The following is a 15,130-nucleotide window of genomic DNA, read 5'->3' as shown; positions in this document are numbered from 1 at the left end:
TTGCCAAGGTGCGTCTTGGGGCCGTCCGTGCGCACCTGCTGGCCCAGGCGCAGCGCGGTGAGGTAACGGATCACCGGCCCGCCGGCGGCGAGCGAGATCACCAGCGCCGTCAGCGCCGCCAGGATGGCGCGCAGCGTGATGTAGCGAAACGCGTTGAAACCGCTGATGTCGGCCGCCAGCCGGTCGAACAGGTGGTACAGCATCAGTGCCCCCCGTGCGGCGAATCGCCGGCAGCCAGGGCCTGCACCACGCGCTCCATGCCGGCGCTGCGCGAGCCCTTGATGAGCGCGATGAGGTCCGGCTGCAGCAGGGCGCCGGCCGCATCGATGACCTGCGCCAGTTCCGTGCAGGCGACGGCGCCGGCGCCGAAGGCCGATGCGGCATGGGTTGCCAGCGGTCCCAGCGTGACCAGATGCTCGATGCCGGCCGCGCGCGCGGCGGCGCCGCAGTCGGCATGCAGGCGCGCGGCGTCGGCGCCCAGCTCGCGCATGTCGCCCAGCACCAGCAGGCGTTCGCCGGGCAGGCCGGCCAGCACCTCGATGGCCGCTCGCACCGACAGCGGGTTGGCGTTGTAGCTGTCGTCGATCAGGCGCGCGCCGGCCTGGCCGGTGAGCGGATACAGCCGACCCGGTACCGGACGCACCGTGGCCAGACCCTTGGCGATGTCGGCAAGGTCGGCGCCGGCCGCCAGCGCCGCCGCGGTGGCGGCCAGCGCGTTCAGCACGTTGTGCCGGCCGAGCAGCGCCAGGCGGGTGGCGATGCTACCGGCCGGCGTGCGCAGTTCGAGCGCGCTGCCGTCGGCGCTGAGCGTGTACTCGGCCGTCACGTCGGCCGGCTGGTCCAAGCCGAAACTGATGACCCGCCGCGCGCCGGCCAGCTCGCGCCACAGCGGCAAGTGGGCGTCGTCGGCATTGAGCACCGCGACGGCGTCCGCCGGCAGGCGTTCGATGAGCTCGCCCTTGGCGCGCGCCACCGCCGCCACGCTGCCGAGGCCTTCCAGGTGCGCCGCGCCGGCGTTGCCGATCACGCCCACCGTCGGGCCGGCGAGCGCGGCCAGATGCGCGATCTCGCCGGGATGGTTCATGCCCATCTCGATCACCGCCGCCCGGTGCGCTGGGCGCAGCTCGAGCAGCGTCAGCGGCACGCCGATGTGGTTGTTGCGGTTGCCGCGCGTGGCCAGCACCGGGCCGAGACCCGCCAGCGCGGCGGCCAGCAGTTCTTTGATGGTGGTCTTGCCGCTGGAGCCGGTCACGGCGAGCAGCGGCAGCGTAAAGCGCCCGCGCCAGGCGGCGGCGAGCCGACCGAGCGCGGCGAGCGGATCGGCCACCACCAGGCACGGCAGCGCCGGGTGGGGGCGGCGTACCACGGCGCCCGCGGCACCGGCAGCGGCCACGGCGGGCAGGTAGTCGTGGCCGTCGAAGCGGGGGCCCGCGAGCGCCACGAACAGCTCGCCGGCCGCGAGCGTGCGGCTGTCGGTGCCGACGCCGGTGAAATGACCGGCCGGCTGCTGGTGGGCGCCGATCAGGCGGGCGGCTTCGGCGAGCGTCATCATGGCCGCGTCCGTTGCGCGTCCTGGGCGCAGGCCAGGTCCGAGAACGGCCGCCGCTCGGCGCCGACGATCTGATACGGCTCGGCGCCCTTGCCGGCGATCAGCACCACATCGCGCAGGTCGGCGGCGTGGATGGCGTGGCGGATGGCCGTGGCGCGGTCGTGGATCAGCAGGGCGCCGACGCCGTCCGGAATACCGGCCAGGATGGCGGCGGCGATCGCCGCCGCGTCCTCGCCGCGCGGGTTGTCGTCGGTGACGATCACCCGGTCGGCCAGACGCGCCGCGATCTGTCCCATCACCGGCCGCTTGGCGGCATCGCGCTCGCCGCCGCAGCCGAACACGCACCACAGCCGCCCACCGGCCGGCACGTGGGCGCGCAGCGCGGTCAGCACCGACTCGAGCGCCGGCGGGTTGTGCGCGTAGTCGATCACCACCAGCGGCGCGCCCGGCCGGCGCAGCGCCTGCATGCGCCCCGGCACCGGCGGCAGGGCGCGCAGTTTGTCGATCGCCTCGCTGAAGGGCACATCGGCCAGCAGCAATGTGCCGAGCGTCGCCAGCAGGTTGTAGAGGTTGAACTCGCCGAGCAGGGGGCTGGCGAACTGCGCCTGGCCGAAGTCGCCGTCGATGTCGATCAGCAGCCCGGCCGGGCGTGCCAGCGCGCGCCCGCGCAGCTCGCCGCCGTGCATGCCATAGCGCAGTACCCGCACGCCGGGGGCGAGCGCCGACGCCATGCGCGCGCCGTAGGGATCGTCGGCATTCAGCACCGCGGCGCGCAGCTCGGGGCTGGCGAACAGGCCGGCCTTGGCGGCGGCGTAGTCGTCGAGGTCGCGGTGGTAGTCGAGGTGGTCGTGCCCCAGGTTGGTGAACACCGCGGTATCGAACCTGACGCCGGCCACGCGCTGCTGGTCGAGCGCATGCGAGGACACCTCCATCGCCACATGGCGCGCGCGCTGGTCGCGAAAGCGCGCCAGCCAGGCCTGCAGCGCCAGCGCGTCGGGCGTGGTGTGCGTGGCGGGCTCCAGGCGGCCCGGAAAGCCGTTGCCCTCGGTGCCGAGGATGCCGCAGCGCGGCAGGCAGTGGGCCAGAAAATGACTGACCGAGGTCTTGCCGTTGGTGCCGGTGATGCCGATCACCTTCAGCGCCCGCGACGGCTCGCCGTGAAAGCGGGCGGCGATCAGCCCCTGCCGGGCGGCGAGATTCGGCACCGCCAGCACCGGCACCGGCAGGCCGCTCGGCAGCGGCAGGCTGGTGTCGATCAACACCGCCACCGCGCCGTGGGCGATGGCCTGTCCGATGTGCTGCGTGCCCGCGGTGCGCCGGCCCGGCACGGCCAGGAACAGATCGCCCGGCCGCACGGCGCGGCTGTCGTTGGCAAGGCCGCCCACCGGCAGCGACGCCAGCGTGCCGGGCAGATCGTCCAGCCAGCCGGCCAGCAGGGTGGCGAGCGTCACGGTGGGGCGGGTCGGACCGCGGGCGGGCATCACAGGCGCCGCTCCGCCGCTTGCATCAGTCGCGGTGCGGTCGCCGGCGTGGGCGGGGTCAGCGGCGCCTCGGGCAGCGCATCCGGCGCCACGCCCAGCAGGCGCAGCGCACCGGCCATCACATTCTGGAACACCGGTGCCGCCACCTCGCCACCGTAATAGGCGCCCTGCGCATCGCGCAGGGTGACCAGCAGCACCAGGCGCGGATTGCTGGCCGGCGCAAAGCCGGCGAAGCTCGACAGGTAGCGGTGGCGGTCGTAGCTGCCGGCGTCGGCGATGTGCGTGGTGCCGGTCTTGCCGGCCACCCGATAGCCGGCCACGGCGGCCTTGGTGGCGGTGCCGCCTGGACCGACCACGCCTTCGAGCATGGCGTTGACGGTGGCCGCCACGTCGGCCGGCAGGGCGCGTTCGCCGGCCGGCAGTTCGTTCGGCGCCAGCGCCAGGAAACTCACCGGCCGCAGCAGGCCGCCGCTGGCCAGCGTGGCGTAGGCGCGCGCCAGTTGCAGCGCGGTGGTCGACACGCCGTAGCCGAACGACATGGTCACCTGCTCCACCTGCCGCCAGCTTTGCGCGGCGCGCAGCAGGCCGCTGGCCTCGCCCGGAAAGCCGGTGCTGGTGGGCAGGCCGAAGCCGAAGGCGGCGAAGGTCTCCCACATCTGCCGCGGCGTCATCGACAGGCCGATCTGCGCCGCGCCGACGTTGCTCGATTTGCGGATCACGCCGGCCATGTCGAGCGCGCCGTAGTTGTGCACGTCGCGCACCGTGTGGCGGCCCATGCGCATGTAACCGGGCGCGGTGTCGATGATGCGGCGCGGGTCGAACGTGCGGTGCGCCAGCGCCGCCGCGACGGTGAACGGCTTGATGGTGGAGCCGGGCTCGAACGGGTCGGTGACGGCCCGGTTGCGCCGCCGGTCGGGATCCTGATCGGTGCGGTCGTTGGGGTTGAAGGTCGGCTGGTTGACCATGGCCAGTACCTCGCCGCTTTGCACGTCCAGCATCACAGCCATGCCGGAGGCGGCCCGGTGGCGCAGCACCGCGGCCTTCAGTTCGCGGTAGGCGAGGTATTGGATGCGCCGGTCGATGGACAGTTTCAGGTCCTTGCCCGGCCGCGGCGCGGCGATGGTGTCCAGCAGCGCCACGCGCTGGCGGCGCGCGTCGAGCACGATGCGTTCCTTGCCCGGCGTGCCGCGCAGGTGTTTGTCGTAGGCCTGCTCGAGGCCGGCCTGGCCGCGGTCGTCGATGTCGGTGTAGCCGAGCACATGCCCGGCCGCCTCGGCCAGCGGGTAGTAGCGGCGGTAGGCGCGTTGGCGGTACACGCCGGGCAGCTTCAGCGCCAGCGCGGCGTCGGCCAGCTCCGGCGGCACGGCGCGCTTGAGGTACGCAAAACGCTTGTCGGCGCGCGCCGACACGATGGCCGACAGCTGCGCCGTGCTCATGCCGAGCACGCGCCCGAGCTGCGGCCAGCGCTCGCGCGCCTTGGCAAAGTCCGCCGGCACCACCCACACCGAGTCCACCGGCGCGCTGATGGCCAGCGGCTCGCCGTTGCGGTCCAGCAGCATGCCGCGGTGGGCGTTGACGGACACCGTACGCAGCGCGCGCGCATCGCCCTGGCCGCGCAGGAACTGCGTGCGCAGCGTGTGCAGGTAGACCGCCTGCGCCGCCAGACCGGCGCCGGCCAGCACCACCAGGCCGAGCGTGAGCAGGTGGCGCGGGCGCGAGAACACGGCGTTCATCGGCGCACCTGGGCGATTTCCTGCGGCTGCGGCAATACCATGCCGAGCTCGTCGCGCGCCTTGGCCTCTACCCGGGCGTGCGTGGTCAGCGTCGCCTCCTCGAGCAGCAGGCGGCTCCACTCGCTGTCGAGGCGGTCGCGGCTGTCGCGCAGCTCGCTCAGCTCGGTCACCAGACGCCGTTCGCGGTGTTTGACGTAAACCACCGCCAGCGCCGAGGCGAAACAGGCCAGCAGCAGCGCCGCCAGCAGCAGGTGGCCGGTGCGGTTGATGAAGGCGTCAAGCATGGGCCGGCTCCGCGTCGGCCAGGCGTTCGGCCACGCGCAGGATGGCGCTGCGCGCGCGCGGGTTGACGGCCAGCTCCGCCGGGCCGGCCTTCTTGGGCGCCCGCACCAGGCGCAGCGCCGGCGGTGCGCTGGCGCCCTCGAAGCGCCCGGCGTGCTGGCGCATGAACTGCTTGACCGGCCGGTCCTCGAGCGAGTGGAAGCTCAGCACCACCAGCCGCCCGCCGGGCGCCAGCACGGCCAACGCCTGCTCGAGGCCGGCGGCCAGATCGTCCAATTCGTGGTTGACGACGATGCGCAGCGCCTGGAAGGTGCGGGTGGCGAAATGCTTGTGCTGCTCGCGCCGCGGCATGGCCTGGCGCACCACCTCGACCAGCTCGTCGGTGGTGCTGATCGGCGCCTGGGCGCGGCGCGCGACGATGGCGGCGGCGATGCGCCGCGCGTAGCGCTCCTCGCCGAACTCGCGCAGCACCTGCGCGATTTGCGCCTCGCTGGCGTCCGCCAGCCATTGCGCGGCGGTAGGGCCGCGGCTGGTGTCCATGCGCATGTCGAGTGGGCCGGCGCGCATGAAGCTGAAGCCGCGCGCCGCATCGTCGAGCTGGATGGACGACATGCCAAGGTCCAGCAGCACCCCGGCGATGCGCCCGCGCAGGCCGAGTTCGTCGACGAACTCGCCGAGCTGCGCGAAGCTGCCGTGGCGCACCGTGACGCGTGCATCGGCGCCGAACTCGGCCCTGGCGCGTGCCACCGCGGCCGGGTCCTTGTCGATGGCCAGCAGGCGGCCGTGCGGACCCAGCGCCGCCAGCAGCGCGCGTGTGTGACCGCCGCCACCGTAGGTGCCGTCCACGTAACAGCCGCTCGCTTGGATCGCCAGACCCTGCATCACCTCATCCAGCATGACCGGCCGGTGGCCGGCGGCGTCCGTTGCGTTCATCAAAAAGCCAGCCGGCTGAGCTGCTCGGGCAGCTGCACGGCGCCGTCCTGCGCCGCCCGCAGCCAGCCCTTGCGCCGCTCGGCCCAGGCCGTCTCGTCCCACAGTTCGAATTTGTTGCCCAGGCCCACCAGCGCCACCTGGCGGTCGATGCCGACCAGCTCACGCAGCATGGTCGGCAGCAGGATGCGGCCCTGGGCGTCAGGCTCGCATTCGGTGGCGTGGCCGATCAGGGTGTGTTTGAGCTGATCGACCACCTCGAGCAGGTTGGGTGCCTCGATCAGCTCGCGCTCGATCGCTTCCCACACCGGCAACGGGTACAGCAGCAGGCACTGGCCGCGGTGGTCGAGCGTGAGGATGAGCTGTCCGCCGGCATCGTTTTGCAGGCGCTCGCGGTAGCGGCTCGGAATGGCCATCCGACCCTTGGCGTCGAGACTGAGCGCCGTGATGCCGCGAAACATGCTCCCCTCGGCTTATGGGTATGGCCCCCACATTTCAGCCCTAATGACCCACAAATCCCCACCTAGGCGCCACTATAGGAACTGCCATCACGGCCGTCAAGGCGCACGGCGACGGCGTCGTCGGGGATGTCGGACGGTCGGTCGCAGAGCCGCCAGGCATACAAATCGACTGCGTATGTGTTTGATTTGCCGGGCGGCGCCCGGGCATGTGCCGGGTATGGCGAATGGCAAAACGGCGCCAGGCGCCTGTTCGAAGGCTAGCCGGCCGGGACTGGGGCGGCGCTGCGCGCTTGGCTACACTGCCGGTCTCAGTCCTTCAGTCCGCGCAGGGAGCAGCCGATGACCGACATGTCCAGTGCCGAGCAGGTAGCCGGCCGACCGCTGACCGCCCGCGACGGGGAGGCGTACCTGCGTCAGCTGGTGGAGCTGGCGGTGGCGCGGCGCGTGTCGGACCTGCATTTCAAGGCCGGCTCGCCGCCCTACTGGCGCCTGGTGGGCGAGCTCGAACCGCTGCCGCAGCAGCCGCCGCTGGTGGCCGAGGACATGAACGCGCTGGCGCAGGCCCTGCTGGACGAGCGCCTGCAGGCCATCTTCGATGAGCGCCATCACGTCGACCTGGCGCACGGCTTTGCCGGCATCGGCCGGGTACGCGCCAACGTCTACCGGCAGCGCGGCACCATCGCCATCGCGCTGCGCATCATCACCACGCAGATTCCGAGCGCGGCGGAGCTGAACCTGCCGGCGACCATCGACATGTTCAGCAAGCTCAAGCGCGGCATGGTGCTGGTGACCGGCGCCACCGGCTCGGGCAAGTCGACCACGCTGGCGGCGCTGATCGAGATGATCAACGTGCGCGACCGTCGCCACATCGTGACCATCGAGGACCCGATCGAGTACTTGTTCAAGGACAAGCTGGCGGTCATCAACCAGCGCGAGGTCGGCATCGACACGCCGGATTTCGGCAGCGCCATGCGCGCCGCGCTGCGCCAGGACCCGGACGTGATCTTCATCGGCGAGCTGCGCGACGCCGAGACCATCACCACCGCCGTGCGCGCCTCCGAGACCGGCCACCTGGTGCTGTCCACCCTGCACGCGCCGAACTGCTACGACGCCATCAGCCGCCTGGTGTCGTACTTCCCGCCCGAGGAGCAGGACACGCAGCGCAAGGCCATCGCCGCCAACCTGCGCGGGGTGATCAGCCAGCGCCTGCTGCCGCGCGCCGACGGCAGTGCGCGCGTGGCGGCCTTCGAGGTGATGGTGGTCACGCCCACCATCGCCGACATGATCGAGGACCCCGAGCGCCAGTCCGACATCGTCGAGGTCATCCGCACCGGCCGCCAGCACGGCATGATTTCCTTCGACGATTACCTGTACGAGCTGGTCGAGGGCGGGCACATCACGCAAGAGATGGCGCTCGCCAATGCCACCAACGTGACCGATCTGCGTCTGCGCTTCCAGGGATTTTGAAGGCCGCAGGCCGTTGCAAAAACCCTATTCGACGGCGTGACGCGGCATGGCAAGCCTAGGATGGCTCGATCGACGCAGTCCGCCGCGGGCGTGTACCGCGCCGCGGCGAGCTGAAAAATTCCAGGGACGGAATTTTTCAACGTTTGCTGCGGGGCAGGAGGCCCCGGCATGAAGCGACGGCATAAGCCGTTGCTTCATGGAGCGCGGCGCGGGCGTGCACCGCGCCGCGGCGAGCTGAAAAATTCCAGGGACGGAATTTTTCAACGTTTGCTGCGGGGCAGGAGGCCCCGGCATGAAGCGACGGCATAAGCCGTTGCTTCATGGAGCGCGGCGCGGGCGTGTACCGCGCCGCGGCGAGCTGAAAAATTCCAGGGACGGAATTTTTCAGCTTCTAAATAAAGAAGCGGGGAGCCGGCCGATAAGCCGGGTTCTGTCGAGGGCAATCATTCATCTGCGACGCCCGTCACCGGGCGCCTGTAGCGACCTACCCGGGGACCGCGCGGACCACGCGTCGTGGCCTTTCGGCCAGCCGTCCCCCTATTTGGTCTTGCTCCGGGTGGGGTTTACCCTGCCACGCCTGTTGCCAGGCGCGCGGTGCGCTCTTACCGCACCTTTTCACCCTTGCCTGTGCGCCGCAGCGCCATCGGCGGTGTGTTTTCTGTGGCACTTTCCGTAGGCTTGCGCCCCCCAGGCGTTACCTGGCACCCCGTCCTGTGGAGCCCGGACTTTCCTCGCTCTCGCGAGCGCGATTGCCTGTCCGGCTCCCCGCATCCGATAGTGTGGGGGCGGCGGTGGCCTGTTGCAAGGCGAGTGCGCGCCGGTAGACGGCGTTGCGCGGCGCCTCGGTCAGTGCCGCGGCGGCGGCCACCGCCTGCTTGAGCGGCAGCACCTTGAACAGGCGCCCCAGCATGGCGTCGAGGTCATCGGTGCCGGCTGGCTGCTCCGGCGCGCCTTCGATCACCAGCACGAACTCGCCGCGCTCGCGGCCGGTCTCGGCCGTAAGCCAGGCGCGGATCTCGGTGGCGCTGCCGCGGATCACCGCCTCGTGCAGTTTGGTGAGCTCCTTGGCGAGCGCCAGCGGCCGCTCGCCGAACAGCTCGGCGACGTCCTCCAGCAGCGCCAAGAGGCGATGCGGTGCCTCGTAAAAGATCAGCGTGCGCGGCTCGTCTCGGAGCGCCGCGAGCGCACTGCGCCGCGCCGCCGCCTTGGCCGGCAGAAAGCCCTCGAAGGCGAAGCGCGCGCTGGCAAGGCCGCTCGCCGACAGCGCCGCGATCGCCGCGCACGGTCCTGGCACCGGCAGCACCGTGACGCCGGCCGCATGCGCCGCCGCCACCAGGCGCTGGCCGGGGTCGCTGATGGCCGGCGTGCCGGCGTCGCTGATCAGCGCCACGTCCTCGCCCTGCTGCAGGCGTTCGAGCAGGCGCGGCGTCTGCGCCGCCTCGTTGTGCTCGTGCAGCGCCAGCAGCGGCGTGCGGATGCCGTAGTGGGCGAGCAGCGGGCGGCTGTGGCGGGTGTCCTCGGCGGCAATCACCGCCACCGATGCCAGGATTTGTGCGGCGCGCGGTGCGAGATCGGCCAGATTTCCGAGCGGGGTGGCCAGCACGTACAATCGGCCGCCGTTTTTTTCCGTATCCATGCCAGTGTCGGGAAGCCGCGCGGAACGCACCTCGAAGCTCTTTTTGCGGGCCGCTGCCACGACGATGGTGGCGGCGGCGCTGCTGCTGGGTGGCTGTGCCGGCCAGGCGCCCGCCCCGCCGTCGGCACAGGCGCCGGTCGATCCCGAGCAGCCGGCCCGCGCCGCCGAGGCGCGTGGCGATTTCGGCGCCGCCGCGCAGGCCTGGCAGGCGCTTGCCGCCAGCCGGCCCGCGCCGGGCGGCGAAGCATATCAACTGCGCGCCGCCGCCGCCTGGCTGACGGCCGGCGATGCTGCCCGCAGCGAGGCGTTGCTCGCCCAGATCGACGTCGCGCAGCTGGACCCGGCGCAGCGCGCCGAGCGGCAGCTGTTGCTGGCGCGGCTGGCGCTGCTTCGCGGTGATGCCGCGGCCGCCGCCGGCGCGCTGGAGCCGATTCGTGAGGTCGATTTGCCGGCCCCGCTGGCTGCGCAGCGCGATGCCCTGCTGGCGCAACTGCCGCCCGACACGGCGCCGGCGCCGCCGACCCCGACGCCGGCGGCAGCCGACATGCTGGCCGTGCTGCTGCCCTACGGCGGCGAGCTCGACGGCGCGGCGCAGGCCATCGGCGCCGGCATCGTGGCGGCGCGCCTGGCTGACCGGAGCGGTCCCGAGCTGCGCTTCTACCCGACCGGCAGCGATGCGGTGGCGGCCTACCGGCAGGCCATCGCCGACGGCGCCGCGGCCGTCATCGGCCCGCTGCAGAAATCCGAAGTGGCGGCGCTGGCGGCCGCCCCGCTGCCGCGCCCGACGCTGGCGCTGAACAACCCCGAGCCTGCGGTCGGACAGGTGAACCTGTACCGGCTGTCGCTGGACCCGGCCGACGAGGCCGCCGCCGGCGCCGCCTGGCTCGCCGCCGCCGGCTACCGCGAGGTGGCCATGCTGTACGTGGACGACGCCTGGGGCCGGCGCCAGCGTGACCTGTACAACGCCGCCGTGGCGGCGCAGGGCGGGCGCGTCATTGCGGCGGTGCCGTTCGACGCCGGCGATACTGATTTTTCGGCCGCCCTGCGCGGGCTGTTCGCGGCGCGCCTGGCGGCCGCACCGGCGCACGAGGCGCCGGAGGCGCTGCCAGCGGCGGACGGCGAGCCCGCGCCGGCCTTGCCCGGACCGCAGGCGCTGATCGTGGTGGCGAGCGCCACCGACGCGCGGCAGATCGTGCCGCAGCTGGCGTACGTGGGCGTGTTCGGCCTGCCGGTGTTGACCACCTCGCAGGTGTGGAGCGGCCAGCCGGCGCCGGTCGCCGATGCCGACCTCGACAACGCAGTGTTCTGCGACAGCCCCTGGGCGCTCGATGGCCACACCCTGGCGGGCGATCCGGGGCCGCTGGCCGCGGCGCGCAGTGTCTGGCCGGCGCTCGGCCAGCTGCCGCCGCGCCTGGTGGCGCTGGGCGCCGACGCGTATACCGTCGCTGCGCGTCTGCGCCTGGGCGAGACAGTCGATGCGCTGCCGGAGGGTCTCACCGGCGCGCTGGCGCTCGACGCCAACGGCGCCCTGCGCCGGCAGGTGCTGTCCTGCGCGCGGTTTGCCGGCGGGGTGCCGGTGCCGCTGCCGCCGGGCGGGGCGCCGTGAAGACGCCGGCGGCCCATCTGCTGCGCGGCCGGGCGGCCGAGGCGCGCGCCGCGGCGCATTTGCAGGCGCACGGGCTCAGCATCGTGGCGCGCAACTACCGCGTCGCCGGCGGCGAGATCGACCTCATCGCCCGGCACGGCGCCGAGCTGGTGTTCGTGGAGGTGCGCAGCCGGCGCAGCGCCGCCTTCGGCAGCGCTGCCGAGACCGTCACCGCCGCCAAGCGCCGGCGCATCCAGCTGGCCGCCCAGCAGTATTTGCAGGGCCTGCCGCAGCGCACGCTGCCGCCGTGCCGCTTCGACATCGTCAGCATCACCGGCCCCGGCGATGCGGCGCCGCTGCAGTGGCTGCAAAACGCCTTCACCCTCGACTGAGAGCGTGTGATTTTGTCACGCTCTCAGGCCGGCCGGGGATGGCCGGACGCGAATCGAGCCCTCGAGGGCTCGATTCGCGCGAGCACGTCCGGGCGTGTACCGGACGTGCGATATAAGAAATGCGCAGGACGCGCATTTCTTCACAAACTCTAGACGCCGCATGCAACCGACCGATCTCGTCGCCGAGCGTTTTCGCGACAGCGCCCGGCTCAAACTCGCCAGCGCCGCGGCGCTGGCGCCCGCCATCGCCCGCGCCGCCGCCGTGCTGGCGGGCTGCCTGCGCGGCGGCAACAAAGTGCTGGTGTGCGGCAACGGCGGCTCGGCGGCCGACGCCCAGCACTTCACCGCCGAGCTGCTCGGCCGCTACGAGCGCGAGCGCGCCGGCCTGCCGGCGCTGGCGCTACACGCCGACACCTCGACGCTCACCGCCGTGGCCAACGACTACGGCTACGCGCAGGTGTTCGCGCGCCAGGTGGCGGCGCTCGGCCGGCCGGGCGACGCGCTGGTCGCCATCAGCACCAGCGGCCAGTCGCCGGGCATCCTCGGCGCGGTCGAGGCCGCGCAGCGGGCGGGTCTGGCGGTGGTGGCGCTGAGCGGCCGCGACGGCGGCGCGCTCGCCGCGCTGCTGCGCCCGGCGGACGTGGAAATCCGCGTGCCGGCGACGGTCACCGCGCGCATCCAGGAAGTGCACATCCTCGCCCTGCACTGCCTGTGCGAGCTGATCGACGGCGAGCTTGCGCCATGAGCGACCGGCCGCGCTACGCGCGCAAGATCGCCGACCCGGCCACGCTCGCGGCGCGCGCGGCGGCGCTGGCGCGGCCGCTGGTGTTCACCAACGGCTGCTTCGACATCCTGCACGTGGGGCACGTCGATTACCTCGACCGCGCCGCGGCGCTCGGCGCGAGCCTGGTGGTGGGCGTCAACAGCGATGCCTCGGTGCGCCGCCAGGGCAAGGGCGCGGACCGGCCGATCAACCCGCTGGCCGACCGCATGGCGGTGCTGGCGGCGCTCGAGAGCGTGAGCCTGGTGGTGGCCTTCGACGAGGACACGCCGCTGCGCCTCATCGAACGGCTGCGGCCCGAGCACCTGGTCAAGGGCGGCGACTGGCCGGTGGACGCCATCGTCGGCGCCGACTTCGTGCGCGCGCTGGGCGGGCAGGTGCACTCGCTGCCGTTCCGTCATCAGCGCTCCACCAGCGACCTGCTGCGGCGCATCCGCGCGGCGGACTGAAACGGTACCTGCCCGTTCTGAACGGCCTACCCCGCAGCGCCAGCGCCGAACACATCATCACCGGCCGCACAGCGCAGCCAGGCAGGGATGTCGCGACCACCATGAAGCACGCGCCACACATCGACGTGCTGGTGGTGTTCCACGTAAAAGACGAGATGAGGATGGCGCTTCAGCGGCCAAAACCGCAGCCAGGGCAGGTGCAGTTCGTGGGCATAACGCAGCGAGCCGCTGGCCGGATGGCGGCCGAGGTGGACGAGTGCCCGCTCGAGGGCGTCCACAAAACCGAGCGCGGCGGTTTCCCCGCCGGCCGCAAGGTAATGGGCGATCGCGTCGTCGACGTCCTGGCGCGCTCGCTCGCGCAGGACGACGGGCTTTGTCCTTACCCCGCAAGACGCCGCCGGATGTCGGCCCGCAGGCTCTCGAAGTAGGCCGGATCGACCGGCGCGGCGGGCGGCGAGGTGGCCCCGTCGAGCAGCACAGCACGCAGGCGCTGGCGGTCCTGGTCGGCACGTATCAGCTCGCGCAGGTACTCGCTGCTGCTGCCATAACCGCGACTTGCGACCTGCTCGTCGACGAAAGCCTTGAGGCTGTCCGGCAGGGAAATGTTCATCGTGCTCATGTGCCGAACATAACGTGCTTGGCAAAAAATGCCAATGTTGAAGGGGCAGCTGTTACCCCAATCCCGCAAACAGCCGCCGCTTGGCCAATTCCGTGCATATGAGATAACCGGCGGTGATCGCCAGCACCGCCGCCAGCACGTCGCCCGGCAGCGGCGTGAACTCGAACAGCGCGCCGCTGCCCGGCAGGTAGGGCAGCGCGAGCGTCACGCCGGTCAGCAGCAGCGTCAGCCGCCACAGCAGCGTGCCCGGCCGGCTGCGCCAGGCCGGGCGGGCGGTGCGCACCACCAGCAGCACCCACAGCTCGGTGAGCAGCGATTCCACGAACCAGCCGGTGCGAAAGTGCGCCGGCGCGCCGTCGGTCAGCCACAGCAGCAGCGCAAACGTGAGGCCGTCGAAGGCCGAGCTGATGAGGCCGAAGGTGATCATGAAGCGGCGGATGGCGGCCACGTTCCAGCGGTGCGGCGTCTGCACGGCTTCTTCGTCCACCCGGTCGGTGGCGATGCCCATGGCCGGCAGGTCCGACAGAAAGTTGTTCAGCAGGATCTGCTTGGGCAGCAGCGGCAGAAACGGCAGAAACAGGCTGGCCGCCGCCATGCTGATCATGTTGCCGAAGTTGGCGCTGGTGGTGGTGTAGATGTACTTGAGCGTGTTGGCAAACGTGCTGCGGCCGAATTCGATGCCGCGGCACAGCACGTCGAGATCGTGCTGCAGCAGCACGAAATCGGCCGCCTGCTTGGCCACGTCCACCGCCTGATCGACCGAGATGCCAGCATCGGCGGCGTGCAGCGCCGGCGCGTCGTTGATGCCGTCGCCCAGATACCCCACCACGTGACCGGAGCGCTTGAGCGCCAGGATCAGGCGCTCTTTCTGGTTCGGGTCGACTTCGGCGAACAGGTCCGTGTGGACCGCGCGCTGCCACAGCGCCTCGTCGCGCATGTCGTCGATCTGCGCGCCGGTCAGTACCACCGGTTCGGCGATGCCGACCTCGCGCGCCAGGTGCGCCGCCACCAGGCGGTTGTCGCCGGTGATGATCTTGATGGCCACGCCCAAGCGTTTGAGTTCGGCCAGCGTGCGCTCGATGCCGGGCTTGGGCGGGTCGAAGAACAGCAGAAAGCCCTCGAAGCACAGGTCCGCCTCGTCGCTCGCGTGGTAGGCGGGCTTGGCGTCGAGCCGCCGGCTCGCCACCCCGAGCACGCGAAAGCCCTGTTCGCTCCAGGCGGCGAAGCGCCGTTCGAGGGCGGCTTTTTGCGCGTCGTCCAGGGGAATTTCGGTCTCGCCAGCGCGCAGGCGCCCGCACACCGCAAGCACCGTGGCGAAGGCGCCCTTGGTCAGCAGCAGGGGCGCGCCATCCGGGCCGGCGGCGACGATGGACAGGCGCTTGCGCAGAAAGTCGTAGGGGATTTCGTCGAGCTTGCGCCAGGCGGCGGGGTCGAGCCCGGGCGGTGCGCCGGCCGCCTCGATGGCGGCGTCGAGCGGGTTGTCGATGCCGGTTTCGAAGTGGGCGTTGAGGTAAGCGAGCCGCGCCACGTGCGCCGAGGGCTCGCCGTCGGTGCCGAGCGCGCCGTCGAGGCGGATCACGCCCGCCGTCAGCGTGCCGGTCTTGTCGGTGCACAGCACGTCCATGCTGCCGAGGTTCTCGATCGCCGCCAGACGCCGCACGATCACGCCCTGCCGGGCCATGGCGCGCGCGCCGTGGGCGAGCGTGATGGTCATGATGGCCGGCAGCAGCTCCGGCGACAGCCCCACCGCCAGCGCCACCGAAAA

Annotated in this window: 14 protein-coding genes, 1 other RNA gene and 2 pseudogenes; 5 read left to right on the top strand and 12 right to left on the bottom strand. The window is 71.9% G+C overall.

The genetic code is table 11. The annotated features are described in order from the left end of the window. From PHC73_RS04695 to mraZ, 7 genes and pseudogenes are all read right to left on the bottom strand, one after another. Nucleotides 1-203, bottom strand: a pseudogene (locus PHC73_RS04695) (phospho-N-acetylmuramoyl-pentapeptide-transferase); the annotation flags it as partial. Beyond that, nucleotides 203-1,552: a UDP-N-acetylmuramoyl-tripeptide--D-alanyl-D-alanine ligase gene (gene murF / locus PHC73_RS04690; RefSeq protein ID WP_300125047.1), complete on the bottom strand. Its 1,350-nt coding sequence runs from the start codon at nucleotides 1,550-1,552 to the stop codon at nucleotides 203-205. The gene murF and the pseudogene PHC73_RS04695, both read right to left, overlap by 1 nt. Continuing rightward, entirely contained in the window at nucleotides 1,549-3,030 is a 1,482-nt protein-coding gene (locus tag PHC73_RS04685; protein ID WP_300125044.1) for a UDP-N-acetylmuramoyl-L-alanyl-D-glutamate--2,6-diaminopimelate ligase, read from the bottom strand. Before PHC73_RS04685 ends, murF begins: the two co-directional genes overlap by 4 nt. Then, nucleotides 3,030-4,763, bottom strand: a complete 1,734-nt coding sequence (locus PHC73_RS04680; RefSeq protein WP_300125042.1) for a penicillin-binding protein 2 — start codon at nucleotides 4,761-4,763, stop codon at nucleotides 3,030-3,032. Before PHC73_RS04680 ends, PHC73_RS04685 begins: the two co-directional genes overlap by 1 nt. Then, nucleotides 4,760-5,047, bottom strand: a complete 288-nt coding sequence (ftsL, locus tag PHC73_RS04675; protein ID WP_300125040.1) for a cell division protein FtsL — start codon at nucleotides 5,045-5,047, stop codon at nucleotides 4,760-4,762. Before ftsL ends, PHC73_RS04680 begins: the two co-directional genes overlap by 4 nt. Beyond that, complete coding sequence (gene rsmH, locus PHC73_RS04670; protein WP_300125038.1) at nucleotides 5,040-5,978, bottom strand: 16S rRNA (cytosine(1402)-N(4))-methyltransferase RsmH; 939 nt, start codon at nucleotides 5,976-5,978, stop codon at nucleotides 5,040-5,042. Before rsmH ends, ftsL begins: the two co-directional genes overlap by 8 nt. Then, on the bottom strand, nucleotides 5,978-6,436 hold the full coding sequence (mraZ, locus tag PHC73_RS04665; protein ID WP_300125036.1) for a division/cell wall cluster transcriptional repressor MraZ: 459 nt from the start codon (nucleotides 6,434-6,436) through the stop codon (nucleotides 5,978-5,980). Before mraZ ends, rsmH begins: the two co-directional genes overlap by 1 nt. 339 nt (nucleotides 6,437-6,775) lie before the next feature. On the opposite strand from mraZ, the gene PHC73_RS04660 reads away from it, so the two are divergent. Beyond that, on the top strand, nucleotides 6,776-7,903 hold the full coding sequence (locus PHC73_RS04660; protein ID WP_300125034.1) for a type IV pilus twitching motility protein PilT: 1,128 nt from the start codon (nucleotides 6,776-6,778) through the stop codon (nucleotides 7,901-7,903). Nucleotides 7,904-8,306: 403 nt separating this feature from the next. On the opposite strand, the gene rnpB is transcribed toward PHC73_RS04660, so the two are convergent. Then, nucleotides 8,307-8,668: RNase P RNA component class A (gene rnpB / locus PHC73_RS04655), an RNA gene on the bottom strand. 34 nt (nucleotides 8,669-8,702) lie between these two features. Beyond that, nucleotides 8,703-9,539, bottom strand: a pseudogene (rsmI, locus tag PHC73_RS04650) (16S rRNA (cytidine(1402)-2'-O)-methyltransferase); the annotation flags it as partial. Nucleotides 9,540-9,582: 43 nt separating this feature from the next. Between rsmI and PHC73_RS04645 the strand changes: the two are divergent. From PHC73_RS04645 to rfaE2, 4 genes are all read left to right on the top strand, one after another. After that, the gene (locus tag PHC73_RS04645) at nucleotides 9,583-11,145 is read left to right on the top strand and encodes a penicillin-binding protein activator (protein WP_300125032.1); all 1,563 of its coding nucleotides are present in this window, start codon (nucleotides 9,583-9,585) and stop codon (nucleotides 11,143-11,145) included. Further along, nucleotides 11,142-11,516, top strand: a complete 375-nt coding sequence (locus PHC73_RS04640) for a YraN family protein (protein ID WP_300125029.1) — start codon at nucleotides 11,142-11,144, stop codon at nucleotides 11,514-11,516. The genes PHC73_RS04645 and PHC73_RS04640 overlap by 4 nt, the downstream gene beginning before the upstream one ends. 160 nt (nucleotides 11,517-11,676) lie before the next feature. Next, nucleotides 11,677-12,261 (top strand): SIS domain-containing protein, encoded by a 585-nt coding sequence (locus tag PHC73_RS04635; RefSeq protein WP_300125027.1) that lies wholly within the window; start codon nucleotides 11,677-11,679, stop codon nucleotides 12,259-12,261. Beyond that, entirely contained in the window at nucleotides 12,258-12,746 is a 489-nt protein-coding gene (gene rfaE2 / locus PHC73_RS04630) for a D-glycero-beta-D-manno-heptose 1-phosphate adenylyltransferase (protein WP_300125025.1), read from the top strand. Before PHC73_RS04635 ends, rfaE2 begins: the two co-directional genes overlap by 4 nt. 26 nt (nucleotides 12,747-12,772) lie before the next feature. On the opposite strand, the gene PHC73_RS04625 is transcribed toward rfaE2, so the two are convergent. The 3 genes from PHC73_RS04625 to PHC73_RS04615 form a co-directional block, all read right to left on the bottom strand. After that, nucleotides 12,773-13,108 carry a type II toxin-antitoxin system RelE/ParE family toxin gene (locus PHC73_RS04625; RefSeq protein ID WP_300125050.1) on the bottom strand — a complete coding sequence of 112 codons (336 nt, stop codon included), beginning with the start codon at nucleotides 13,106-13,108 and terminating at the stop codon, nucleotides 12,773-12,775. Between the two features lie 17 nt (nucleotides 13,109-13,125). Next, the gene (locus tag PHC73_RS04620) at nucleotides 13,126-13,365 is read right to left on the bottom strand and encodes a type II toxin-antitoxin system ParD family antitoxin (RefSeq protein WP_300125022.1); all 240 of its coding nucleotides are present in this window, start codon (nucleotides 13,363-13,365) and stop codon (nucleotides 13,126-13,128) included. Between the two features lie 52 nt (nucleotides 13,366-13,417). Then, on the bottom strand, nucleotides 13,418-15,130 hold a 1,713-nt coding region (locus PHC73_RS04615; protein ID WP_300125020.1), incomplete at its 5' end, for an HAD-IC family P-type ATPase.

The organism is Immundisolibacter sp. (genome assembly GCF_028696615.1).
Lineage (GTDB): Bacteria > Pseudomonadota > Gammaproteobacteria > Immundisolibacterales > Immundisolibacteraceae > Immundisolibacter.
The sequence above is the reverse complement of the archived record's forward strand: the minus strand, read 5'-3'. Positions and strand labels throughout refer to the sequence as shown.

Coding starts and splice junctions, on each gene's coding strand:
- murF (WP_300125047.1), bottom strand. CDS start 1,552: ATGATGACGCTCGCCGAAGCCGCCCGCCTGATCGGCGCCCACCAGCAG.
- PHC73_RS04685 (WP_300125044.1), bottom strand. CDS start 3,030: ATGCCCGCCCGCGGTCCGACCCGCCCCACCGTGACGCTCGCCACCCTG.
- PHC73_RS04680 (WP_300125042.1), bottom strand. CDS start 4,763: ATGAACGCCGTGTTCTCGCGCCCGCGCCACCTGCTCACGCTCGGCCTG.
- ftsL (WP_300125040.1), bottom strand. CDS start 5,047: ATGCTTGACGCCTTCATCAACCGCACCGGCCACCTGCTGCTGGCGGCG.
- rsmH (WP_300125038.1), bottom strand. CDS start 5,978: ATGAACGCAACGGACGCCGCCGGCCACCGGCCGGTCATGCTGGATGAG.
- mraZ (WP_300125036.1), bottom strand. CDS start 6,436: ATGTTTCGCGGCATCACGGCGCTCAGTCTCGACGCCAAGGGTCGGATG.
- PHC73_RS04660 (WP_300125034.1), top strand. CDS start 6,776: ATGACCGACATGTCCAGTGCCGAGCAGGTAGCCGGCCGACCGCTGACC.
- PHC73_RS04635 (WP_300125027.1), top strand. CDS start 11,677: ATGCAACCGACCGATCTCGTCGCCGAGCGTTTTCGCGACAGCGCCCGG.
- rfaE2 (WP_300125025.1), top strand. CDS start 12,258: ATGAGCGACCGGCCGCGCTACGCGCGCAAGATCGCCGACCCGGCCACG.
- PHC73_RS04620 (WP_300125022.1), bottom strand. CDS start 13,365: ATGAGCACGATGAACATTTCCCTGCCGGACAGCCTCAAGGCTTTCGTC.